General features: G+C 63.4%; 21 protein-coding genes. 13 read left to right on the top strand and 8 right to left on the bottom strand.

Going from position 1 to position 20,898, the window contains the following annotated elements; translation table 11 throughout:
- The first annotated feature begins 90 nt into the window (after positions 1 to 90).
- Positions 91 to 945: a D-hexose-6-phosphate mutarotase gene (locus ACTJKT_RS30390; RefSeq protein WP_038634425.1), complete on the top strand. Its 855-nt coding sequence runs from the start codon at positions 91 to 93 to the stop codon at positions 943 to 945.
- Between the two features lie 99 nt (positions 946 to 1,044).
- On the opposite strand, the gene ACTJKT_RS30395 is transcribed toward ACTJKT_RS30390, so the two are convergent.
- Complete coding sequence (locus tag ACTJKT_RS30395) at positions 1,045 to 1,905, bottom strand: MurR/RpiR family transcriptional regulator (protein WP_169914959.1); 861 nt, start codon at positions 1,903 to 1,905, stop codon at positions 1,045 to 1,047.
- A gap of 209 nt (positions 1,906 to 2,114) precedes the next feature.
- On the opposite strand from ACTJKT_RS30395, the gene zwf reads away from it, so the two are divergent.
- The 3 genes from zwf to ACTJKT_RS30410 are packed head-to-tail and all read left to right on the top strand — an operon-like array spanning position 2,115 to position 4,967.
- The gene (zwf, locus tag ACTJKT_RS30400) at positions 2,115 to 3,584 is read left to right on the top strand and encodes a glucose-6-phosphate dehydrogenase (RefSeq protein WP_440790224.1); all 1,470 of its coding nucleotides are present in this window, start codon (positions 2,115 to 2,117) and stop codon (positions 3,582 to 3,584) included.
- The gene (pgl, locus tag ACTJKT_RS30405; protein ID WP_440790226.1) at positions 3,571 to 4,284 is read left to right on the top strand and encodes a 6-phosphogluconolactonase; all 714 of its coding nucleotides are present in this window, start codon (positions 3,571 to 3,573) and stop codon (positions 4,282 to 4,284) included. Before zwf ends, pgl begins: the two co-directional genes overlap by 14 nt.
- Before the next feature lie 17 nt (positions 4,285 to 4,301).
- Positions 4,302 to 4,967, top strand: a complete 666-nt coding sequence (locus ACTJKT_RS30410; RefSeq protein WP_440790228.1) for a bifunctional 4-hydroxy-2-oxoglutarate aldolase/2-dehydro-3-deoxy-phosphogluconate aldolase — start codon at positions 4,302 to 4,304, stop codon at positions 4,965 to 4,967.
- A 260-nt stretch (positions 4,968 to 5,227) separates the two neighbouring features.
- Here ACTJKT_RS30410 and ACTJKT_RS30415 read toward each other — a convergent pair whose 3' ends face one another.
- Both ACTJKT_RS30415 and ACTJKT_RS30420 read right to left on the bottom strand, forming a co-directional pair.
- Complete coding sequence (locus ACTJKT_RS30415) at positions 5,228 to 6,415, bottom strand: aminotransferase class V-fold PLP-dependent enzyme (RefSeq protein ID WP_440790230.1); 1,188 nt, start codon at positions 6,413 to 6,415, stop codon at positions 5,228 to 5,230.
- 10 nt (positions 6,416 to 6,425) lie between these two features.
- Positions 6,426 to 6,662 carry a DUF3820 family protein gene (locus ACTJKT_RS30420; protein WP_007925076.1) on the bottom strand — a complete coding sequence of 79 codons (237 nt, stop codon included), beginning with the start codon at positions 6,660 to 6,662 and terminating at the stop codon, positions 6,426 to 6,428.
- Positions 6,663 to 6,691: 29 nt separating this feature from the next.
- On the opposite strand from ACTJKT_RS30420, the gene ACTJKT_RS30425 reads away from it, so the two are divergent.
- The 4 genes from ACTJKT_RS30425 to ACTJKT_RS30440 all read left to right on the top strand — a co-directional run bounded on the left by ACTJKT_RS30425 (position 6,692) and on the right by ACTJKT_RS30440 (position 10,101).
- Complete coding sequence (locus ACTJKT_RS30425; protein WP_440790232.1) at positions 6,692 to 6,889, top strand: hypothetical protein; 198 nt, start codon at positions 6,692 to 6,694, stop codon at positions 6,887 to 6,889.
- 156 nt (positions 6,890 to 7,045) lie between these two features.
- Positions 7,046 to 9,034, top strand: a complete 1,989-nt coding sequence (locus ACTJKT_RS30430) for an FUSC family protein (RefSeq protein ID WP_440790234.1) — start codon at positions 7,046 to 7,048, stop codon at positions 9,032 to 9,034.
- Positions 9,021 to 9,227 (top strand): DUF1656 domain-containing protein, encoded by a 207-nt coding sequence (locus ACTJKT_RS30435; RefSeq protein ID WP_023966774.1) that lies wholly within the window; start codon positions 9,021 to 9,023, stop codon positions 9,225 to 9,227. The genes ACTJKT_RS30430 and ACTJKT_RS30435 overlap by 14 nt, the downstream gene beginning before the upstream one ends.
- A 10-nt stretch (positions 9,228 to 9,237) precedes the next feature.
- A complete protein-coding gene (locus ACTJKT_RS30440; protein WP_440790236.1) occupies positions 9,238 to 10,101 on the top strand; it encodes an efflux RND transporter periplasmic adaptor subunit in 864 nt (287 codons plus the stop codon).
- 169 nt (positions 10,102 to 10,270) lie between these two features.
- Here ACTJKT_RS30440 and ACTJKT_RS30445 read toward each other — a convergent pair whose 3' ends face one another.
- Both ACTJKT_RS30445 and ACTJKT_RS30450 read right to left on the bottom strand, forming a co-directional pair.
- Positions 10,271 to 10,741 (bottom strand): MaoC family dehydratase, encoded by a 471-nt coding sequence (locus ACTJKT_RS30445; RefSeq protein ID WP_007925083.1) that lies wholly within the window; start codon positions 10,739 to 10,741, stop codon positions 10,271 to 10,273.
- Positions 10,742 to 10,793: 52 nt separating this feature from the next.
- Positions 10,794 to 11,738, bottom strand: coding sequence for a lysophospholipase (locus ACTJKT_RS30450; RefSeq protein ID WP_440790238.1), 945 nt, complete (start codon positions 11,736 to 11,738; stop codon positions 10,794 to 10,796).
- A gap of 211 nt (positions 11,739 to 11,949) precedes the next feature.
- On the opposite strand from ACTJKT_RS30450, the gene fadD2 reads away from it, so the two are divergent.
- Both fadD2 and fadD1 read left to right on the top strand, forming a co-directional pair.
- A complete protein-coding gene (fadD2, locus tag ACTJKT_RS30455; RefSeq protein ID WP_440790240.1) occupies positions 11,950 to 13,638 on the top strand; it encodes a long-chain-fatty-acid--CoA ligase FadD2 in 1,689 nt (562 codons plus the stop codon).
- A 389-nt stretch (positions 13,639 to 14,027) separates the two neighbouring features.
- Entirely contained in the window at positions 14,028 to 15,716 is a 1,689-nt protein-coding gene (fadD1, locus tag ACTJKT_RS30460) for a long-chain-fatty-acid--CoA ligase FadD1 (protein ID WP_440790242.1), read from the top strand.
- A gap of 161 nt (positions 15,717 to 15,877) precedes the next feature.
- On the opposite strand, the gene ACTJKT_RS30465 is transcribed toward fadD1, so the two are convergent.
- A complete protein-coding gene (locus ACTJKT_RS30465) occupies positions 15,878 to 16,255 on the bottom strand; it encodes a hypothetical protein (RefSeq protein WP_025805832.1) in 378 nt (125 codons plus the stop codon).
- Positions 16,256 to 16,714: 459 nt separating this feature from the next.
- Between ACTJKT_RS30465 and ACTJKT_RS30470 the strand changes: the two genes are divergently transcribed.
- Together ACTJKT_RS30470 and def are read left to right on the top strand one after the other, a co-directional pair.
- Complete coding sequence (locus ACTJKT_RS30470; protein ID WP_440790244.1) at positions 16,715 to 17,662, top strand: YihY/virulence factor BrkB family protein; 948 nt, start codon at positions 16,715 to 16,717, stop codon at positions 17,660 to 17,662.
- A 2-nt stretch (positions 17,663 to 17,664) separates the two neighbouring features.
- Positions 17,665 to 18,204: a peptide deformylase gene (def, locus tag ACTJKT_RS30475; protein WP_025805831.1), complete on the top strand. Its 540-nt coding sequence runs from the start codon at positions 17,665 to 17,667 to the stop codon at positions 18,202 to 18,204.
- 43 nt (positions 18,205 to 18,247) lie between these two features.
- Here def and ACTJKT_RS30480 read toward each other — a convergent pair whose 3' ends face one another.
- Complete coding sequence (locus ACTJKT_RS30480) at positions 18,248 to 19,066, bottom strand: class I SAM-dependent methyltransferase (RefSeq protein WP_440790246.1); 819 nt, start codon at positions 19,064 to 19,066, stop codon at positions 18,248 to 18,250.
- 60 nt (positions 19,067 to 19,126) lie between these two features.
- The gene (locus tag ACTJKT_RS30485) at positions 19,127 to 19,564 is read right to left on the bottom strand and encodes a GNAT family N-acetyltransferase (RefSeq protein WP_440790248.1); all 438 of its coding nucleotides are present in this window, start codon (positions 19,562 to 19,564) and stop codon (positions 19,127 to 19,129) included.
- A gap of 367 nt (positions 19,565 to 19,931) precedes the next feature.
- On the opposite strand from ACTJKT_RS30485, the gene ACTJKT_RS30490 reads away from it, so the two are divergent.
- Complete coding sequence (locus ACTJKT_RS30490) at positions 19,932 to 20,876, top strand: fatty acid desaturase (protein ID WP_440790250.1); 945 nt, start codon at positions 19,932 to 19,934, stop codon at positions 20,874 to 20,876.
- Positions 20,877 to 20,898 lie beyond the last annotated feature (22 nt).

The following is a 20,898-nucleotide window of genomic DNA, read 5'->3' on the forward strand; positions in this document are numbered from 1 at the left end:
CCCGGCCGATCGCAGCCTGCGGCAGCGGCTACAGGGTTTTGCGCAGCATGACGAATATCGAGACAGCAATGATCTTCAGGACCGTGGCCCATGCATGAGCATCCGCTGCAACGCTTTTTCAAATCCTTGCGCGAGCGCCCGACTTTCGCCTGGGAGCGCTATCAGATGCGCGACGTGCTGGTGATCGACCATCCGCTGTGCCAGGCGGTGTTCAGTCGCCAGGGCGCGCAGCTCCTGCATTTCCAGCCGACCGGGCAGAAGCCCTGGCTGTGGTGCGCGGCGAAGTGGCCGCAGGTCGGGGCGATCCGTGGCGGGGTGCCGGTGTGCTGGCCCTGGTACGGCCGCCACCCGAGCGAAAATGCCTGGCCGTCCCATGGCTGGGCGCGGCTGATCGACTGGAAGCTGCTCGACAGCCGCAGCGATGACGAGGGTGTGTACCTGCATTGGCAGCTGCAGCTGTGCGACTGGCAGGTCGACCTGCACGCGCACCTGGGCGAAAGCATGGACCTGCGCCTGAGCACCGAGCACCAGGACAGCCTGCCGTGCCAGCTGAGCCAGGCTTTGCACGCTTACTGGCGTATTGGCGACGTCGGTGAGGTAGCGCTGTCTGGGCTCGACGGCGCCGAGGGTTACGACCAGTTGAGCCGCCAGGCGTGCCGGCAAACAGGCGAGCTGCGGGTCGATGGCGGTTGCCAGCGAGTGTTCCAGCACGAGGGCGAATTGCAGCTCAAGGACCACGCCTGGCAGCGCGAATTGCGCATCGACACTGGCGATACCGCCGACACCGTGGTCTGGCATCCGGGTAGCCGGCCATTGCTGGGGGTGAGCTGGAGCGAGGTGTCCGGGTTCGTCTGCGTCGAAGCGGCGGCGGGGGGCACCGACAGCCTGTGCCTGGCGCCGGGGGAGCGGGCGCATTTGAGTTTGCAGGCGCGGGCGGGGGCGTAGTTTGGCGGTGTGGCTGATGCCTTATCGCGGGCAANGTTCTGTAGGAGCGAGGCTTGCCCGCGATAAGGCCGGAAGGGCTGGCGCCGGGTTGCGCGAGCCTCAGTTGTACTCGTCGCCCACCGGATAGCGGCTGGCGTTGAGGCTTTCCTTGATCTTGCGCAGGTGCGGCTGGAAGTCCACGCCGCGGCGCAGGGTCATGCCGGTGGCAAGGACGTCGAGCACGGTGAGCTGGATGATCCGCGAGGTCATCGGCATGTAGATGTCGGTGTCTTCCGGCAGCGGGATGTTCAGGCTCAGGGTGCTGGCCTTGGCCAGCGGCGAGCCGGCGGCGGTCAGGCCGAGTACCGAGGCGCCGTTTTCCCGGGCGATGCGCGCCACTTCCACCAGCTCGCGGGTGCGCCCGGTGTAGGAGATGATCACGAACAGCTCGCCGGTGTGGGCCACCGAGGCGATCATCCGCTGCATCAGCACATCGGCGTGGGCGGTCACCGCCAGGTTGAAGCGGAAGAACTTGTGCTGGGCATCGAGGGCCACCGGGGCCGAGGCGCCGAGGCCGAAGAAGTGGATCTGCCGGGCCTGGATCAACAGGTCGACGGCGCGGCTGATCAGGTTCGGGTCCAGGGCCTGGCAGGCGCTGTCCAGGGAGGCGATGGCGCTGCCGAAGATCTTCTGGGTGTAGGCTTCGGGGTTGTCGTCGGCTTCCACCGCGCGGCTGACATAGGCCGCGCCGCTGGCCAGGCTCTGGGCCAGTTGCAGCTTGAGTTCGGGGTAGCCGCTGACGCCGAACGAGCGGCAGAAACGGTTGACTGTCGGCTCGCTGACCGAAGCGGCCTGGGCGAGGGCAGCAATACTGAAGCGGGTCGCCTGCTGTGGGTTGAGCAGGATGACTTCGGCGACTTTACGTTCCGCCTTGTTCAATTCTTCAAGGCGATTCTGGATCTGTTCCAGAAGATTTCGCACGCGGTCCATTAGGGTTTTCCTGGTTCGGCAATGCAAAGGAAGCCGGTCTTAACCGGTCTTTGGCGGTGGCCTATCCTACTGATGGCTCCGACGGACCACCACTTCGAATCTCTATTTTGCTAAAATGTTGTGGTTATTACTACATTTTCCCTTGAGTGATGCCTTGAAAAAAGGTATTTGTAGCTTAACTTGATAAAAGAACAAACATCATGCCTTCGATAACGGTAGAACCCTGCACTTTTGCCTTATTCGGCGCGCTGGGCGATCTGGCGCTTCGCAAATTGTTTCCTGCCCTCTATCAGCTCGATGGCGCCGGCCTGCTGCATGACGACACGCGCATTCTGGCCCTGGCCCGCGAGCCGGGCAGCGAACAGCAGCACCTGTCTTTCATTGAAGCCGAGTTGCGCAAGTATGTCGGTGCCAAGGAGATCGACCCCGCGGTGCTGGAGCGCTTCCTGGCGCGCCTGACCTACCTGCACGTGGATTTCCTCAAGGCCGAGGATTACCTGGCCCTGGCCGAGCTGGCCGAGCGCGAGCAACGCCTGATCGCCTATTTCGCCACGCCGGCGGCGGTGTACGGGGCGATCTGCGAGAACCTGTCGAAGGCTGGGCTGGCCGAAAACACCCGCGTGGTGCTGGAGAAGCCTATCGGTTCGGACCTGGAATCGTCGCGCAAGGTCAACGACGCGGTGGCGCAGTTCTTCCCGGAGAACCGCATCTATCGCATCGACCACTACCTGGGCAAGGAGACGGTGCAGAACCTGATCGCCCTGCGTTTCGCCAACAGCCTGTTCGAGACCCAGTGGAACCAGAACTACATCTCCCACGTGGAAATCACCGTGGCCGAGAAGGTCGGCATCGAAGGCCGCTGGGGCTACTTCGACAAGGCCGGCCAGCTGCGGGACATGATCCAGAACCACCTGCTGCAACTGCTCTGCCTGATCGCCATGGACCCCCCCGCCGACCTCTCGGCCGACAGCATCCGTGACGAGAAGGTCAAGGTGCTCAAGGCCCTGGCGCCGATCAGCCCGGAAGGCCTGACCACCCAGGTGGTGCGCGGCCAGTACATCGCCGGGCACAGCGAAGGCAAGGCCGTGCCGGGGTACCTGGAGGAAGAGAATTCCAACACCCAGAGCGACACCGAAACCTTCGTCGCCCTGCGGGCCGACATCCGCAACTGGCGCTGGGCCGGGGTGCCGTTCTACCTGCGTACCGGCAAGCGCATGCCGCAGAAGCTGTCGCAGATCGTCATCCACTTCAAGGAGCCGTCGCACTACATCTTCGCCCCCGAGCAGCGCCTGCAGATCAGCAACAAGCTGATCATCCGCCTGCAGCCGGACGAAGGTATCTCCCTGCGGGTGATGACCAAGGAACAAGGCCTGGACAAGGGCATGCAACTGCGCAGCGGCCCGCTGCAGCTGAATTTTTCCGATACCTATCGCAGCGCGCGGATCCCCGATGCCTACGAGCGGTTGTTGCTGGAAGTGATGCGTGGCAATCAGAACCTGTTTGTCCGCAAAGATGAAATCGAAGCCGCGTGGAAGTGGTGTGACCAGCTGATCGCCGGGTGGAAGAAATCCGGCGATGCGCCCAAGCCGTATGCGGCCGGGTCGTGGGGGCCGATGAGCTCCATTGCATTGATCACGCGGGACGGGAGGTCATGGTATGGCGATATCTAAATTGAAACTGCCCGCGGGCGTACACGCCCACGAGTTCCGCAGCCCGATCCTGCTGGCCGAAGGCCTGGCACTGAAGGTGGCCGGGCAACTGAGCCAGGCGATCCAGGTTCGCGGCGAAGCCACGCTGGTGGTGTCCGGCGGGCGCAGCCCGGTGGCGTTTTTCCAGCACCTGGCCAAGCAGCACCTGGACTGGTCCAAGGTCCTGGTCACCCTGGCGGACGAGCGCTGGGTACCGGTGGAGCACGCCGACAGCAACGCCGGCCTGCTCAAGCGCTACCTGCTGCAGGGCGCGGCGGCCCAGGCGAAGTTCCTCAGCCTCTACAACGCTGCGGCGAACCTCGAACAGGCCGCGGTGCAGGCCGATCGTCTGCTGGGCGAGTTGTCGGCCATCGACGTGCTGGTGCTGGGCATGGGCGACGACGGTCATACCGCCTCCCTGTTCCCCAACAGCCCGAACCTGGCCGAAGCCCTGCAGGCCGACGGTCAGCGTCGCTGCTGGCCGATGCTGGCGCCGAGCGTGCCCCATCAGCGCCTGAGCATGAGTCGTGCCTTGCTGGCTTCGGCCACCTACAGCGTGCTGTCGATTTCCGGTCAATCCAAGTTGACCACCCTGAGTGCCGCACTGGCCGGTGACGATGTCGCCGCGATGCCGATTCGTGCCTTCCTGCAACCTCCGTTAGAGATTTACTGGTGCCCATGAGCCAAGGATCAGCCGCTATGACAATTCAACAACCGACCGTTTCCATGGCGGACAAAGTTGCCCTGATCGACAGCCTCTGCGCCAAGGCGCGGATTCTGCCGGTGATCACCATCGCCCGCGAACAGGACGTGCTGCCCCTGGCGGACGCCCTGGCCGCCGGTGGCCTGACCGCGCTGGAAGTGACCCTGCGTTCGCAGTTCGGTCTCAAGGCGATCCAGATCCTGCGCGAGCAGCGTCCGGAGCTGGTGACCGGTGCCGGCACCGTGCTCGATCGGCAGATGCTGGCCGCCGCCGAAGCCGCCGGTTCGCAGTTCATCGTCACCCCGGGCATTACCCGCGACCTGCTGGAAGCCAGCGTCGCCAGCCCGATCCCGCTGTTGCCGGGGATCAGCAATGCCTCCGGGATCATGGAGGGTTACAGCCTGGGCTATCGCCGCTTCAAGCTGTTCCCGGCGGAAGTCAGTGGCGGCGTGGCCGCGATCAAGGCCCTGGGCGGCCCGTTCGGCGAAGTGAAGTTCTGCCCGACCGGCGGTGTCGGCCCGGCCAATATCAAGAGCTACATGGCGTTGAAGAACGTGATGTGCGTCGGCGGTAGCTGGATGCTCGATCCCGAGTGGATCAAGAACGGCGACTGGGCGCGGATCCAGGAGTGCACGGCCGAGGCCCTGGCGCTGCTGGACTGACAGGTTTCCTGCTTTTTTCAAAGATTCGTTGGTGTGTTCTACGGCTTTACGGTGCGCTTGGTCGGTGCACCGTTTTTTTTTGCCTGGAGAAAAGCTGGCCGGCTATTGCCGGGCCTTCTGTAGGAGCGAAGCTTGCTCGCGATGACGCCGGGCCAGGCAACGCAATCTGAATGGCCGCTGCTGTCTGTAGCCGCTGCCGCAGGCTGCGATCGGCCGAAAGGCCGTAGCGTCATCGGGANTATCGCAGCCTGCGGCAGCGGCTACAGGGCCGCCAGTTCAGTCAATGCCTCGACCAGTAACTGGACATCAGCACTCGGCGTGGTAAAGCCCGGTGTCACCCGGATGCAGGGCCCGCAACGCGAACCGCTGCGCGCCACGGTGAACAGGTTGTATTCCTTGAGCAGCCGTTCGGCCATCGCCTGCTGGTCCGGCTGGCGGGTGAAGCGAAACGAGGTGATGCCGCAATACAGCCGCGGATCGTCCGGGGTCATGACTTCGATGCCGGGCAGCTCGCGCACCTGGCTCACCCACAGGTCACGCAGGTAATTCAGGCGCGCGCCCTTGAGGGCCGAGCCGCCCATGCTGCGGTGCTCCTCGAACACCCGGGGCAAGGTCAGCCAGGCTGGAATGTTCGGCGTGCCATAAGGCGCCCGTGAGCGGATATCGTCGAGGGCATAACGTTGCTCGCCCATGTCCGGATCGATATCGGCCAGGCGTTGCGGGTCGATGTAGACAAACCCCAGGCTCAGCGGCGCACCAATCCATTTCTGCAGGTTGTAGCCGGCGAACGCCACGCCCAGCTCACTGAGCTGGAAATCGACCTGGGCCAGGGCATGGGCGCCGTCGAGAATGACGTCGATTCCCCGTTCGCGGGCATCCAGGGCAATGGCCTGGACCGGCAGCACCAGCCCGGTGCGGTGGGTGACGTGGGTCAGGGCCATCAGCTTCAGTCGCGGGTAGCGCTCGAAGGCTTCGCGATAGCTGGCCAGCAGGCTGTCGAAACTCGCCGGGTGGGCGTGCTCGATCTCGATGACCTCGACCCCGCGATGGCGCGCCAGCCAGCGCATGGCGCCCTTGACGCTGTCGTATTCCAGGTCGCTGATCAGCACCTGATCGCCCGGCTGGAGGCGGTTGTAGTTGCGGATCAGCGACTGCAACGCCTCCGAGGCGCTGCGGGTGAGGGCGACGGCCTGGCGGTCGACGCCCAGCAGTTCGGCCAGTTGCTGGCGAATCTGCAAGTTGCCGATCTGCTCGAAATGCTGGCGCACATGCACCGAGTTGCTGCGGTTCACGAAGTCGATCTGCCGCTGGTATTCCTCGACCACGGCGCGGCTCATGCGCCCGAAGTAGCCGTTCTCCAGGTTGATCGGCCCGGGTTCGAGGTCATAGCGCCGGGCAATGGCCAGCCAATAGTCTTCGTCGCGGGCGAGTTGGGCATTGCTTGGCATGGCGGGCTTCTTAATGACGGGGTTTGGGTTTGCCGTGTTTGGCGCGCAGCGGGTCCAGCAGATCGGAGAGGCCGTTGTGATCGATTTCCTGCATCAGGGCCAACAGGCCGCCCAGCTCGCCGTGGGGAAAACCTTCGCGGGCGAACCAGTTCAGGTAGGGGCCGGGCAGGTCGGCGAGGATGCGGCCCTTGTACTTGCCATAGGGCATTTCGCGGGTGACCAGCAGTTCAAGCTTTTCGGGATTCATGGCGGCTGTCTGTTGAGGTGACGAACACCTTGGAAAATACAGGCATTCTGCATCCAGGCCAAATGACAGATCCTGCAAATAACGCGGATACAGAAACCGGATTAAAAGATAAGTTTTTGAAATATCAGATAAGAATTGGATTTCCGGGCCGGCATGAGGAGCGTGGCGCACAGCGCAATCAGGATCAGGTCAAAGCCCTGCGCAATCAGGCGCGCGCCGGCTCGTAACGGCGCGAAGCTATCAAAAACGCCAGCTTGTCTGGCGTTTTTTTGCGCCTGGAAATTAGTACTGGACGACTGATAGTTAGCTAGCTAATAATTGACCGGCATCATCTCTCGCTCCAGTGCATCTATCGTTGTTTTGTCCTTCCCGGGGTTCCTTCCGTGCGTATCACTTTGCAGGCGCTGTTCACCCCCAATCTGGCGGCCGTGCAGTTCGCGATCAAGACCCTGCTCGGCGCCGGGCTGGCGTTGTGGCTGGCCATGCGCTGGGGTCTGCAGCAGCCGTCCTGGGCCCTGATGACGGCGATCATCGTCGCCCAGCCGCTGTCCGGGATGGTCCTGCAAAAGGGCATGGCACGGTTGGTGGGGACTTTGGTGGGTACCTGCATGTCGGTGCTGTTCATGGGGCTGTTCGCCCAGACGCCGTGGCTGTTCCTGCTGGCCCTGGCGTTGTGGCTGGGCTTGTGTACCGCCAGTTCGACCCTGCTGCGCAGCGCCTGGTCCTACTCGTTCGTGCTGGCCGGCTACACCGTGGCGATCATTGCCTTGCCGGCGATCTCCCACCCCTTGTCGATATTCGACCAGGCCGTGGCGCGCTGTACGGAAATTTCCCTGGGCATTATCTGCGCCACCGCCAGCAGTGCCTTGCTCTGGCCGATGCGGGTCGAGCGGCAGTTGACCGCCCAGGCGCGCAGTGCCTGGCAAAGCGGGATGCAGGCGGCGCGGGCAACCCTGGCCGGCGATGCCCTGGCGCGCCAGGGGCTGCTGGAAATCCTCGGACGCATCGTCGCCGTGGACTCCCAGCGCGAACATGCCTGGTTCGAAGGGTCGTTGGGTCGGCAACGGGCGAGGGCAATCAGCGGCTTGAGCCAGAAGCTGCTGATGCTGCTGCGGATCTCCCGTTCGGTGCGCCGGCAATGGAAGCAATTGGACCAGGCCGAGGCGGACCAGCTGGCGCCGTGGATGGAGCAGGTGCAGCAGGCCCTGGCGGCCATGGACCAGCCGACCTTGCAGGCGCTGCGCCCGCAGCTGCTGGACGCTTCCCATGATGCGGCCATCAGCTCGGCGCAAAGCTATTGCCTGGCCCGTTTCACCCTGTTGCTGGATACCGCCCTGGCCGCCGGCGCGGCGCTGCAGGCGGTGGAGGAGGGCAAGGCCCCGGTCGAGCAGCCGGCGACCCTGAGCCCCCATCGCGATCTGTCGCTGGCGCTGCTGTTTGGCGCGCGCAGCGCCCTGGCCTTTCTCACCGTGGCCTGCTTCTGGCTGGCCACGGCCTGGCCGGCGGCCTCGGGGGCGATGCTGCTGACTTGCGTGGTGTGCGGCCTGTTCGCCAGCCGGGAAAACGGCGCACAGATCGGCATGAGCTTCATGCGCGGCATCTTCCTGGCGATTCCGGTGGCCTTCGTGGCCGGGCAGATCCTGCTGCCGCAGTGGAGCAGTTTTGCCCTGCTGGCGATGGCCATGGGCGTGCCGTTGTTTTTTGGCGCGCTGGGCATGGCCAAACCGCAGATCGGCGCCACGGCCACCTCGTTCTGCCTGCACTTCGTGGTGCTGATTTCGCCGCAGAACCAGATGACGTTCGACGTGGCGAACTTCTTCAACAGCGCCCAGGCGATGGTGCTCGGCGTGGGCGCCGCGGTGCTGGCGTTCCAGCTGCTGATCCTGCGCAACCCGGCCTGGCACGGGCGGCGCCTGCTGGCGGCGACCCTGCAGGACCTGGTGCGCCTGACCCGGCGCAACCTGCGTGGCGCGGAAAGCTGGTTCGGCGGGCGCATGGCCGATCGCCTGTTGCAATTGGCGCGGCATTACCCGGAATTGCCGGAGCAGGCGCGCAGCCGCTGGGACGATGGCCTGCTGGGCCTGGATATCGGCGATGAACTGATGCATCTGCGCTTGAGCCTGGTGGTGGCCCAGGTGCCCGAGGATGCTTCGCAGCGACGCTATTTCGAGTATCTGGAGCAGGTGCTGGAGCGCGGGCCGGGCGCCGGTCGCGGCGACGCGCTGGCCGACGCCAGCAGCGCCTTGCTCGAGGCCCTGGACAGCCAACCGCCCAGCGATGCGTTGAAGCTGGCCCAGGGCGCGGTGGTGCAGTTGCAGAAGAGCTGGCGCATCTGGTGCCGGCAGCAGGAGGAAAACCATGGGGCTGCGTGAGTGGTCGCTGGGCGGAGTGTTGCTCAGCCCGTTTCTGATTTATGTGGTGCTGGCGTTGGTGCTGACCGGGGCGTTGCGCATGCTGTTGCGCGCAACGCCGCTGGGGCGCTGGATCTGGCATGAAGCACTGTTCGATGTGGCCTTGTACGTCTGTGTCCTGACGTTGGTCACTGTCGTACTCGGACCTTTATAAGGAGTTGTTCATGCGTGCCTCCGTGCGTATCGCTTTTACCCTGTGCCTGGTGGCGGCGGCGCTGTTTGCCGGCTTTCATCTGTGGCAGTACTACATGCTCACGCCCTGGACCCGGGATGCGCGGATTCGCGCCGACGTGGTGATAGTCGCCCCCGACGTCTCGGGCTGGGTGCGTGAGCTCAAGGCCTACGACAACCAGGCGGTGAAGGCCGGCGACCTGTTGCTGAGCATCGACCGCGATCGCTTCGAGGCGGCTCTGGAAAAGGCCCAGGCGGTGGTGCAGACCCGCCAGCAGCAGCTCAACCTGAAAGAGCGTGAAGCCAGCCGCCGGGCCAGCCTCGGCCCGCAGGCGATCAGCGCCGAGCTGCGGGAGAACGCGCAGATCAATGCCGGTGTCGCTCGTGGCGAGCTGCGCCAGGCCCAGGCCGACGCCAAGGTCGCCGAGCTCAACCTGGCGCGCAGCCAGGTCCGCGCACCGCGCAGCGGGCACATCACCAACCTGCGCCTCGCCGAAGGCAACTATGTGAACGCCGGGCAATCGGTGATGGCGCTGATCGACGATTCGACCTTCTACGTGCAGGCCTATTTCGAGGAAACCAAGCTGCCGCGGATCAAGGTCGGCGACCCGGTCAAGGTGTGGCTGATGAGCGCCGGGGAAGCCTTGCAGGGGCATGTGGAAAGCATCAGCCGCGGCATCACCGACCGCAACGCCACGCCGGACGGGCAACTGCTGGCCGAGGTGGAGCCGACGTTCAACTGGGTGCGCCTGGCGCAGCGGATTCCGGTGCGGATCAGGCTCGACAAGGTGCCCGAAGGCGTCAACCTGAGCGCCGGGATGACGGCGAGCGTGCAGGTGGAGGAGGGGAGCCTGTAGCCGCTGCCGAGCCTGCGAGGCTGCGATCGGTTTGGGCGGCACTCCGACGGAGCAACCGCTAGCCTCGAGTCCCGGATCTGCCTGGGTAAACGCAGTGGCTGATTTTACGATTGCTGTGCAATCGATCGCAGCCTCGCGGGCTCGGCAGCGGCTACAGGTACAGGGGGCTTCAGCCGATATTGATGGCTGGCAAGGTCGGCAGGGTGACGGTCTGTTGTTTGCGCGGGGCGAGGATTTCAGCTTCGCCGTCCACCACCAGCTCATCGCGCTGGTTGAACACGCGGGTAGCGATGCGCACGCGGAACTTCGGCAGTTTTTCGAGGATTTCCAGGCGCACGGTCAGGGTGTCGCCGATCTTCACCGGTTTCTGGAAGCTCATCTGCTGGCCGATATAGATGGTGCCCGGCCCGGGCAGCTCGCAGGCCACCGCGGCGCTGATCAGCGCACCGCTGAACATGCCGTGGGCGATGCGCTCCTTGAACATGCTGGCGGCGGCGAACTCGGCGTCCAGGTGCACCGGGTTGTGGTCGCCGGACATGGCGGCGAACAGCTGGATGTCACGCTCTTCCACGTGCTTGCTGTAGCTGGCGGTCTGGCCGACTTCGAGGGCTTCGTACGGGGTGTTGGTAACCTGGGTCATCTCTCTCAAGTCCTGTGCTGAGCGTTGATTGGCGTATCGATTGGAAACAGGGTCATTCAGTCTTCGGCGGTCGACGATGCTGCAGGGCCTGGTCGAGCCAGGCCAACACATCGGCAGTCACTTCGTCGCGGTTGCTTTCATTGAACAATTCGTGCCGCGCCTGCGGGTAGATATTGAGCTGCAGGTACTGGCTGCCGGCCTCGCGCAGAGCGCCGGCCAGATCCTTGAGACGTATGCCATCGCTCACCGGATCACATTCTCCGCCCATCACCAGCAATGGCAGGCCCGGATCGATCTGGGCCAGGTTGGAGGCCTTGCTGATTTGCTGCAGCCCGCCCAGCAGGTCGATCCACAGCTGGTTGCTGCAGCGAAAGCCGCAGAGCGGGTCCAGGACGTATTTGTCGACTTCGTCGGGGTCGCGGCTGAGCCAGTCGAAGGCGGTGCGGTTGGGTTTAAAGGCCTTGTTGAACGAACCGAAGGACAACCATTCGATCAACGCGCTGCGACCCTGGGCGCCCTGGCGCCAGCGTTCGAAGCGGGCGATCTGGCGGGCCGCGCGGTACAGCGCCACCGGCTGGAAATTCGAGCCACTGAGGATCGCCCCGTACAGGCTGGCGCTGTGGTGCAGCAGGTAGGCCTGGGCGATGTAGCTGCCCATGCTGTGGCCCAGCAGCACGATGGGGGTTCCCGGGTGCTGCTGGCCGATGTGCTGGTTGAGGCTGGCCAGGTCGCCGACCACCTTGCACCAGCCGTCATCGTCGGCGAAGTGCCCGAGTACCCCATGCTCGGCGGTCTTGCCGTGACCGCGCTGGTCCAGCGCATAGACGCCGTAGCCTTCGTCGCACAGCGCCTGCGCCAGCCTGGCGTAGCGCCCGCTGTGTTCGGCCATGCCGTGGGCCAGCAGGATCACGGCCTTGAGCGGGGCCGCCGGGAGCCACTGGTTGACGTAGAGCTGGCTGTGGTCGCTCGCGGTCAGCCAGAAAGAGTGGTGGATCATGGCGATTCCTTTGCACGGGGTCGTTGCATTGTATAGCTCATCGTCGCAGCCCCGTCCGATCTGCGCGCGCCATGGCGGCAAGATTCACGTTGTCAATGACGCCGTTGCTCGTATTTGCCCTATTCGCCATAGCTGCTAACGTCCGCAGAGCCCCGCCTTTCGTCGCGTCAGAGAAGCGGCCCGGACTACTCAGGTAACGAGGACAAGAACAATGCAGCCTGATTTCTGGAATGACAAACGCCCGGCCGGAGTGCCCGTCGATATCGACCTGGGTACCTATAAGTCGGTGATCGAGGTGTTCGAGCGTTCCTGCAAGAAATTCGCCGACCGCCCGGCCTTCAGCAACATGGGCGTGACCATCACCTACGCCGAGCTGGAGCGCTACAGCGCGGCCTTTGCCGGTTATCTGCAGAGCAGCACCGACCTGGTGCCCGGCGATCGCATCGCGGTGCAGATGCCCAACGTCCTGCATTACCCGATCGCCGTGTTCGGCGCCTTGCGCGCCGGGCTGATCGTGGTCAACACCAACCCGCTGTACACCACCCGGGAAATGCGCCACCAGTTCAAGGACTCCGGGGCGCGGGCCCTGGTGTACATGAACCTGTTCGGGCAGAAGGTCGAGGAGGTGCTGGCCGATACCGATATCCAGTTCCTGATCGAGGCGAAGATGGGTGACCTGATGCCGTCCGCCAAGGGCTGGCTGGTCAATACCCTGGTCGACAAGGTGAAGAGGATGGTGCCGGCCTATCGCCTGCCCCAGGCGGTTTCCTTCAAGAGCGCATTGCGCCTGGGTCGCGGCCAGCCGATCAAGCCTTTGAACGCCCGCCTGGACGACGTCGCCGTGCTGCAATACACCGGCGGCACCACGGGGCTGGCCAAGGGCGCGATGCTGACCCACGGCAACCTGGTGGCCAACATGCAGCAGGCCAGTGCCTGCCTCGGGCAACTGGGGCCGGACGGCCACCCGCTGCTGCGCGAGGGCCGGGAGGTGATGATCGCGCCGCTGCCGCTGTACCACATCTATGCCTTCACCGCGAACTGCATGTGCATGATGGTCACCGGCAACCACAACGTGCTGATCACCAACCCGCGGGACATCGGCGGTTTCATCAAGGAGCTGAAGAAGTGGCGTTTCTCGGCGCTGCTGGGGCTGAACACGCTGTTCACGGCGCTGATGGATCATCCCGAGTTCAAGACCCTCGACTTCGCCAATCTCAAGCTCACCAACTCCGGGGGCACGGCGCTGGTCAAGGCCACCGCCGAGCGCTGGACGGAGTTGACCGGCTGCCGTATCACCGAAGGCTACGGCCTGACCGAAACCTCGCCCGTGGCCTGCACCAACCCTTACGGCGACCAGTCGCGCCTGGGCTCGGTGGGCTTGCCGGTGCCGGGCACGACCCTCAAGGTCATCGACGACCAGGGCGTCGAGCAGCCGCTGGGCGAGCGCGGCGAGCTGTGCATCAAGGGGCCGCAGATCATGAAGGGCTACTGGCAGAAGCCGGAAGCCACCGACGAGGTGCTGGATGCCGAGGGCTGGTTCAAGTCCGGCGATATCGCGGTGATCGATCCGGATGGCTTCGTGCGCATCGTCGACCGCAAGAAGGACATGATCATCGTCTCGGGTTTCAACGTGTACCCCAATGAAATCGAGGACGTGGTGATGGCCCACCCGAAAGTCGCCAACTGCGCGGTGATCGGTGTGCCGGACGAGCGTTCGGGGGAGGCGGTGAAGCTGTTCGTGGTGGCCCGCGAGTCGGGGGTCAGCCTCGAAGAGCTGAAGGCTTACTGCAAGGAAAACTTCACCGGCTACAAGGTGCCGAAACACATAGTGTTGCGTGAGTCGTTGCCGATGACGCCGGTAGGCAAGATCCTGCGTCGGGAGTTGCGCGACATCGCCTGATGTTTCACCGGATGTAACAACAACGCGCCGTGGCGCGGCTATCGCGAGCAAGCCTCGCTTTTACCGGAACCCAGGGTTTCTGTAGGAGCGAAGCTTGCTCGCGATGCTTTTGAAGGGCGCAAAAGCCCGTTCCAGAGCCCTGAAAGGCTGTATAGAACTTTTACTCTAAAAATGACCATTGAATATTCTTGAGTCATGGAAGTGACTGTTTAGGCCGATTTTGGCTCTAGTCGGCCTTTGGCAAAGCTGCTACTCTCGGCGCGCTTTGTGACTTCTCGGCCTATGTAGACAGCCAGACTCACCAACAATAGACATCAATAAAAAACACACACAAATAATAATCGCATCAAGTGCGCTGACGAATTCGCGTTGCTGAGGAGTGGGCTTCCATGATCCAAGACTTTTGGAAGGATAAGTACCCAGCTGGGATTGCTGCCGATATCAATCCAGACGAGTATCCGAATATTCAGGCGGTGTTGAAGCAGTCCTGCCAACGTTTTGCCAACAAACCGGCCTTTAGCAACCTCGGCAAGACACTCACCTACGGTGAGCTGTACGAACTGTCCGGTGCTTTTGCCGCGTACCTGCAACAGCATACCGATTTGCAACCCGGCGATCGAATCGCCGTGCAACTGCCCAACGTCCTGCAGTACCCGGTCGCAGTATTCGGCGCCATCCGCGCCGGCCTGATCGTGGTCAACACCAACCCGCTGTACACCGCGCGGGAAATGGAACACCAGTTCAACGACTCCGGCGCCAAGGCCCTGGTCTGCCTGGCCAACATGGCGCACCTGGCCGAAGCCGTGGTGCCCAAGACCGGCGTCAAGCATGTGATCGTCACCGAAGTGGCGGACCTGCTGCCACCGCTCAAGCGCCTGCTGATCAACAGCGTCATCAAGTACGTGAAGAAGATGGTGCCGGCCTATCACCTGCCCAAGGCCGTCAAGTTCAACGACGTGCTGAGCCAAGGCCATGGCCAGCCGGTCAAGGACGCCAGCCCGGCCAGCAGCGATGTTGCCGTGCTGCAATACACCGGCGGCACCACCGGCGTGGCCAAGGGCGCGATGCTGACCCACCGCAACCTGGTGTCGAACATGCTGCAGTGCAAGGCGCTGATGGGCTCCAACCTCAATGAGGGTTGCGAGATCCTGATCACCCCGCTGCCGCTGTACCACATCTATGCCTTCACCTTTCATTGCATGGCGATGATGCTGATCGGCAACCACAACATCCTGATCAGCAACCCGCGCGACCTGCCGGCGATGGTCAAGGAACTGTCGAAGTGGAAGTTCAGCGGTTTCGTCGGCCTCAACACTTTGTTCGTGGCCCTGTGCAACAACGAAGCCTTCCGCAAGCTGGATTTCTCGGCGCTGAAAGTCACCCTGTCCGGCGGCATGGCGCTGCAACTGGCGGCGGCCGAACGCTGGAAAGACGTGACCGGTTGCCCGATCTGCGAAGGTTACGGCATGACCGAAACCAGCCCGGTGGCTACCGTCAACCCGATCCAGAACATCCAGATCGGCACCATCGGCATCCCGGTACCCTCGACCCTGTGCCGGATCGTTGACGACGCCGGCGTCGAACTGCCGCTGGGCGAGATCGGCGAGCTCTGCGTCAAGGGCCCGCAGGTCATGAAGGGTTACTGGCAGCGCCAGGACGCCACCGATGAGGTGATGAGCGATGGCTGGCTGAAGACCGGCGATATCGCGCTGATCCAGCCCAATGGCTATATCCGCATCGTCGATCGCAAGAAGGACATGATCCTGGTCTCCGGCTTCAACGTTTATCCGAACGAGCTGGAAGACGTGCTGGCGGCCCTGCCGGGCGTGTTGCAGTGCGCGGCCATCGGCGTGCCGGACGAGAAGTCGGGCGAGTCGATCAAGATCTTCATCGTCGCCAAGCCGGGCGTGACCCTGACCAAGGAGCAGGTGATGGAGCACATGCGCGCCAACGTCACCGGCTACAAGGTGCCCAAGGCTGTCGAGTTCCGCGATGCGCTGCCGACCACCAACGTCGGCAAGATCCTGCGTCGCGAGCTGCGCGACGAAGAGCTGAAGAAGCTGGGCGTGAAGAAGTAAGACGCCAGGCAAACAAAAAGCCCCGCATCCGCGGGGCTTTTTATTGGGCGCTTGTGTAGCCGCTGCCGAAGGCTGCGATCGACCTCGCAGAGGGCGTCGTTCTTGGCGGCGCGGGAGGTCCTGCGGACCTTGCGCAGCCTGCGGCAGCGGCTACAGGTGGATCACTGCTGGAACTGCGCGAAGTTCACGCCGGTGCCGGCGGGGCGCACGTCCTTGAGGAAGGAGTCCTTGTCGGCGCTCAGTTCCAGGCTCAAGGCCGCCTTGCGCTTGCCGGCGTTGCGGACCACCAGGCCTTCGAGTTTTTCCCGCAGGAACACAGTCGGCACCTTCAGGTGCAGCAACTGGTCGGTGCTCGGGGTGTGCAGCAGCAGGTGGACCCATTCGTACTGACCGATGGCCAGGCGGCTGACCGGCAGATCGAACCACCAGATATTCCGGCTGCGGCTCAGTTCCGCGAAGTGGCAGTTGTTGACGCCCAGCACCGCCCCGCCCAGTTCCTGGTTCCGGCGGGCGATGGCCAGCTTTTTATCGAGTTTCATAACATTCCTACGGGATTGGATCTTCAGCGCAGCGCCTGAATAGGTTGCGCATTCTCGTGGGTTGGCCGCCAAACATAAAGCGCAACCTGCGTGCGGCGGGCAAATAAGGCGATGAAATGCCCCACTGGAAATAATTGAAACTCCGCGTGACGGCTTCGAGTCAACCTCAGGGCAAGCCCCCAAAACCTCGATTGTTCTGCGCAGGCATACCATGGGCAGCACAGCGGATAAGGCGACAGGCCTGGTCAACGCGGCCGTTGGTAATATCAGGCAGGATGTCGGCCTGATCCGCCGGCTTGCACTGCAACACGACGGCCATCCGCGGATGGCCGTTTTCATGGCGGTCACGGCACGAAATGAGACGAAAGGGTTCAAAGTCGCCAAACTAGGCTAGTTTGTTGTAGAAAACGGCCCTTGAGTCGCCACCGACCCTGAATGCTTGCGGCGAAAGGAGACGCTATGTTTTTGCCGAATTTGAAAGGCCTGCCCCTGCATCGTGTGCTGGTGCGCACGGTCACTGAGTTCATCGACGACGAAATGTCGACCTATGCCTCGGCACTGGCCTATCAGATGCTGTTTTCGTTGTTCCCCTTCATTCTGTTCCTGATCGCCTTGATCGGTTTCCTGCACCTGCCGGACTTCTTCTCCTGGTTGCGCCTGCAATCGGAACTGGTGTTGCCGCCCCAGGCGCTGGAGCAGGTCAACCCGGTGATCGACCAGTTGCAGCAGTCCAAGGGCGGCCTGCTGTCGGTGGGTATCGTGATTGCCCTGTATACCGCCTCGGCCGGCGTGCGGCTGATGATGAGCGCGATGAACGCCGCGTATGACGTGGTGGAAAAGCGCCCGTTGTGGAAACGTTTTCCGCTGTCGATTTTCTACACCATCGGCATCGCCGGCATGCTCCTGGCGGCCGCGGCCTTGATGGTGCTCGGGCCGCAGGTGATGGGCTGGATCGCCGCGCAGGTCGGCCTGGAAGACTTCATCGTCACCGTCTGGACCATCCTGCGCTGGCCGGTGATCGTGATCCTGATGATGGTCGCCGTGGCGCTGATCTACTACGTGATGCCCGACGTGAAGCAGGAGTTCCGCTTCATCACCCCGGGCTCGGTGCTGGCGGTGGTGGTGTGGATCATCGCCTCGTTGGGTTTCGCGTTCTACGTGAAGACCTTTGCCAACTACAACGCCATGTATGGCAGTATCGGAGCGATCATCGTCCTGCTGCTGTACTTCTATATTTCCTCGGCGGTGCTGTTGCTGGGGGCGGAGATGAATGCGGCGATCGAGCACATGTCGTCCGACGGCAAGAACCCTGGAGAAAGGGTTCCCGGCGAGCACGACGAGCCTAAACAACACGTATCGGGACTGGGCCGGGACCACTCGCTCAAGCCGACCACTGACGAAGCCTGAACATGATCCGTGAAATCCTCAAAATGGGCGACGAGCGCCTGCTGCGTATCGCGCCACCGGTGCCGCCCGAGATGTTCGACAGCCCCGAGCTGTGGCAACTGATCGACGACATGTTCCAGACCATGGAAAGCGTCGGCGGGGTCGGCCTGGCCGCGCCGCAGATCGGCGTCGACCTGCAACTGGTGATCTTCGGTTTCGAGCACAGCGAGCGGTACCCGCAAGCCGAGGCCGTGCCGCAGACCATCCTGATCAACCCGCTGATCACCCCCTTGAGCCCGGTGCTGGAAGAGGGCTGGGAAGGCTGCCTGTCGGTGCCGGGGCTGCGTGGCGCGGTCGAGCGTTATCAGCACATTCGCTACGAAGGCGTCGATCCCAAGGGCGAGCCGATAGTGCGGCTGGCCTCGGGTTTCCATGCGCGGGTAGTGCAGCACGAATGCGACCACCTGATCGGCCGCCTGTACCCGTCGCGGATCAGCGACTTCAGCAAGTTCGGTTTTACCGAGGTGATGTTCCCCGACCTCGATCCCCACGCCGACGATTGAAGGATGAGGATCGCAGCCTGCCCGCAGGCTGCGATCCTCGCGGTTATTTCGCCGGCTTGACGAAGCGCAGCGTCATCCGGTCCGACTCGCCGATCGCCAGGTATTTCGCCTTGTCCACGTCCCCCAGCTTGAGCGCCGGCGGCAAGGTCCAGACGCCTTGCGCGTAGTCCTTGGTGTCTTGCGGGTTGGCGTTGATCTCGTTTTGCCCGTCCAGCACAAACCCGGCATCCGTCGCCAGCTTCACCACATAGGCGGTGGTCAGATAGCCGCTGTGCCTGATGTCTTCCAGGGATGCGCCGTCCTTGGCGCGATGATCCACCACGCCCAGCACGCCCCCCGGTTTCAGTACGTTGAAGAAGGCCTGGAACATCGCCGGCGCGGTGTCGGCCAGCACCCAGTTATGCACATTGCGAAAAGTCAGCACGGCGTCCGCCGAACCGGCCTGGCCGAGCACCGGTGCCTTGGGGTCGAACTCGACGAACCTGGCCTTGGCGTAGCGGGCGGGATCGGCGCTGAATTTCTGCTTCAGGCTGTCCGCCGACTTCTGGAAATACTCGCCGCTGGACGGGGCCTGGAGGGCGGCGATGTACTGCCCGTGGTCCTTGAGCAACGGCGCGAGGATCTCGCTGTACCAGCCGCCACCGGGAGTGATCTCGATCAGTTTCTGGTCGGCCTTGAGGCCGAAGAACTGCAGGGTCTGCTGCGGATGGCGATAGCGGTCGCGGGCACTGTTCTGCGGCGCTCGCCAGTCGCCGGCCAGGACCTTGGCGTATTGCTGGGGCGAGACCTCGGCGTCGGCGGCATGGGTCAATACGGGGAACAGCAGGGCACTGAGGGAGGCAGCCAGAAGCGTCGGTTTCATGGAACATCCTGATGGAGGCCGATTTGCCGCCGAGGCTAGCACGCGCTCCAAAGCCTGCGATCACACATTATCGCTGGTCGACCTAACCAAAGGATCTATGCCCATGGCGATCAGGCTCTTGCTCCGGCGATAGCGGGCCAGGCGATCCGCCAGGGCCTGGGGCAGGGCGGGGGTGGTGGCAAAGCCCATGCGTTCGTACAGGGCTTGCAGGTCCGGATGACAGAACAGCCACACAGGGCCCGGCAGCTGCGCGCGCGCCTGCTCGACCAGCATCGCGGCAATGCCCTGGCCGCGATGGGCCGGGTCGACGAACAGACCGGTCAGCCAGTGGCCTTGGGCAACCGGCGTGAGGCTCAGCCCGGCGATGATCGCTCCCCGTTTCGCCACCCAGGATTGCCCTTCGCCGGCCACGCGCATCGGCGAATTGTGGGCGCGATAGAACTTGTTCAGCAGCGGTCGCAGGGTGTCGGCAAGCAGCAGGTATTGGGTGTCGGGCATGGGGGTTCGCAGGGTGGGCCGGGGCGGCGATTATAAAAGTACGGAGTGCTCGGGATAGGTGTATACCTGATGAACGATCCCCTGCGAGCGGAGTGTGCATCATGAAAGGCGTGGAAGCGAAGAAGGTCGCGAAGAAGAAACCAGCCCGTACCGCTATCGAGAAACGCGCGGACAAGCGAGCGAAAAAGGCCGAGCACAATATTTTCGGTCATTGACTGACCCTGCCACGAAGCCCGCCCCGCGGGCTTCCTTGTTTTTGCTTCTAAGTAAATAACCCATCGGTCTGCAAGTTTTCCCCTTCTCGTTGCACAGAACAGCAAGACGCCGAAGGTTCGCCCTTCGGCCAGCCCCTGTCCTGAGTAGCGCCATGGCCCATTACTTTGATCCGCTGCATCGCGAACAAATCGACACCCTGCGCCAGACCTTCACCGCCCGTACCGAATGGCCCACCTGGCTGCTGCTGATCGGCACCAGCGCCAGCTGGTTCGCCGTGCTGCTGGCCAGCCCGCTGCTGGGGCTCTGGCCCAGTACCCTGTTGCTGATCCCGATCCTGGTGCTGTGGCTGTCGGTGCAGCATGAGCTGCTGCACGGCCACCCCACGCGCTGGCTGTGGCTGAACAAGCTGCTGGGTTATGCGCCTTTTGCCGTCTGGTACCCCTATACCCTGTACCGCGACAGCCACCTGCAGCATCACCGTGACCAAGACCTGACCCTGCCCGGTCGCGATCCGGAAAGCCGGTACCTGGGCCAGCGGCAATGGCACAGCCGTTCGCTGTTCGAGCAGGGCCTGCATTGGTTGAACAAGACCCTGCTGGGGCGCCTGCTGCTCGGCGCGCCCCTGGCCCTGCTGGCGCTGGCGCGGGAAGAAGGGTTGCGCCTGCGCCAGGGGCAACGCCAGGCCTGGCTGATGTGGCTGACCCATGGCGCGCTGACCCTGCTGATGCTGGCCTTCATCGCCCGCTACACTGTGTTGCCGGTCTGGCATTACCTGCTGCTGGTGAGCGTGCCGGCGCTGTCGGTGGCGATGCTCCGTTCCTTCTACGAGCACCGCCCCCACGCCCAGGTGGAACAGCGCACGGTGCTCAACGAAGCGGCGTGGCCCTGGACCTGGCTGTTCCTGCATCTGAACCTGCACCTGGTGCACCATGATTTGCCCGGGCTGCCGTGGTACTGCCTGCCGCGGGCCTATCGAGAGCGCCGCGAACAATGGCAGGCGCGCAGTGGCGGCTTTGTGGTGCAGGGTTATGGCGAGCTGTTGCGACGCCATGCCCTCAAGCCGATCGACAGCCCCGAACATCCCTTCGCCCTGTAGTCGAGCCCGAAGAGCCTGAACC

The sequence above is a fragment of the Pseudomonas sp. 22526 genome, from assembly GCF_052044735.1.
In the GTDB taxonomy this organism is placed as follows: Bacteria; Pseudomonadota; Gammaproteobacteria; order Pseudomonadales; family Pseudomonadaceae; genus Aquipseudomonas; species Aquipseudomonas piscium.

Excerpts from the sequence above, each read along its gene's own strand:
- ACTJKT_RS30410 (WP_440790228.1), top strand. The coding sequence starts at position 4,302 with ATGACAATTCAACAACCGACCGTTTCCATGGCGGACAAAGTTGCCCTG.
- pgl (WP_440790226.1), top strand. The coding sequence starts at position 3,571 with ATGGCGATATCTAAATTGAAACTGCCCGCGGGCGTACACGCCCACGAG.
- zwf (WP_440790224.1), top strand. The coding sequence starts at position 2,115 with ATGCCTTCGATAACGGTAGAACCCTGCACTTTTGCCTTATTCGGCGCG.
- fadD2 (WP_440790240.1), top strand. The coding sequence starts at position 11,950 with ATGCAGCCTGATTTCTGGAATGACAAACGCCCGGCCGGAGTGCCCGTC.
- ACTJKT_RS30465 (WP_025805832.1), bottom strand. The coding sequence starts at position 16,255 with ATGAAACTCGATAAAAAGCTGGCCATCGCCCGCCGGAACCAGGAACTG.
- ACTJKT_RS30470 (WP_440790244.1), top strand. The coding sequence starts at position 16,715 with ATGTTTTTGCCGAATTTGAAAGGCCTGCCCCTGCATCGTGTGCTGGTG.
- ACTJKT_RS30435 (WP_023966774.1), top strand. The coding sequence starts at position 9,021 with ATGGGGCTGCGTGAGTGGTCGCTGGGCGGAGTGTTGCTCAGCCCGTTT.
- ACTJKT_RS30450 (WP_440790238.1), bottom strand. The coding sequence starts at position 11,738 with ATGATCCACCACTCTTTCTGGCTGACCGCGAGCGACCACAGCCAGCTC.
- ACTJKT_RS30490 (WP_440790250.1), top strand. The coding sequence starts at position 19,932 with ATGGCCCATTACTTTGATCCGCTGCATCGCGAACAAATCGACACCCTG.
- ACTJKT_RS30440 (WP_440790236.1), top strand. The coding sequence starts at position 9,238 with ATGCGTGCCTCCGTGCGTATCGCTTTTACCCTGTGCCTGGTGGCGGCG.
- ACTJKT_RS30420 (WP_007925076.1), bottom strand. The coding sequence starts at position 6,662 with ATGAATCCCGAAAAGCTTGAACTGCTGGTCACCCGCGAAATGCCCTAT.
- ACTJKT_RS30415 (WP_440790230.1), bottom strand. The coding sequence starts at position 6,415 with ATGCCAAGCAATGCCCAACTCGCCCGCGACGAAGACTATTGGCTGGCC.
- ACTJKT_RS30445 (WP_007925083.1), bottom strand. The coding sequence starts at position 10,741 with ATGACCCAGGTTACCAACACCCCGTACGAAGCCCTCGAAGTCGGCCAG.
- fadD1 (WP_440790242.1), top strand. The coding sequence starts at position 14,028 with ATGATCCAAGACTTTTGGAAGGATAAGTACCCAGCTGGGATTGCTGCC.
- def (WP_025805831.1), top strand. The coding sequence starts at position 17,665 with ATGATCCGTGAAATCCTCAAAATGGGCGACGAGCGCCTGCTGCGTATC.
- ACTJKT_RS30485 (WP_440790248.1), bottom strand. The coding sequence starts at position 19,564 with ATGCCCGACACCCAATACCTGCTGCTTGCCGACACCCTGCGACCGCTG.
- ACTJKT_RS30480 (WP_440790246.1), bottom strand. The coding sequence starts at position 19,066 with ATGAAACCGACGCTTCTGGCTGCCTCCCTCAGTGCCCTGCTGTTCCCC.
- ACTJKT_RS30390 (WP_038634425.1), top strand. The coding sequence starts at position 91 with ATGCATGAGCATCCGCTGCAACGCTTTTTCAAATCCTTGCGCGAGCGC.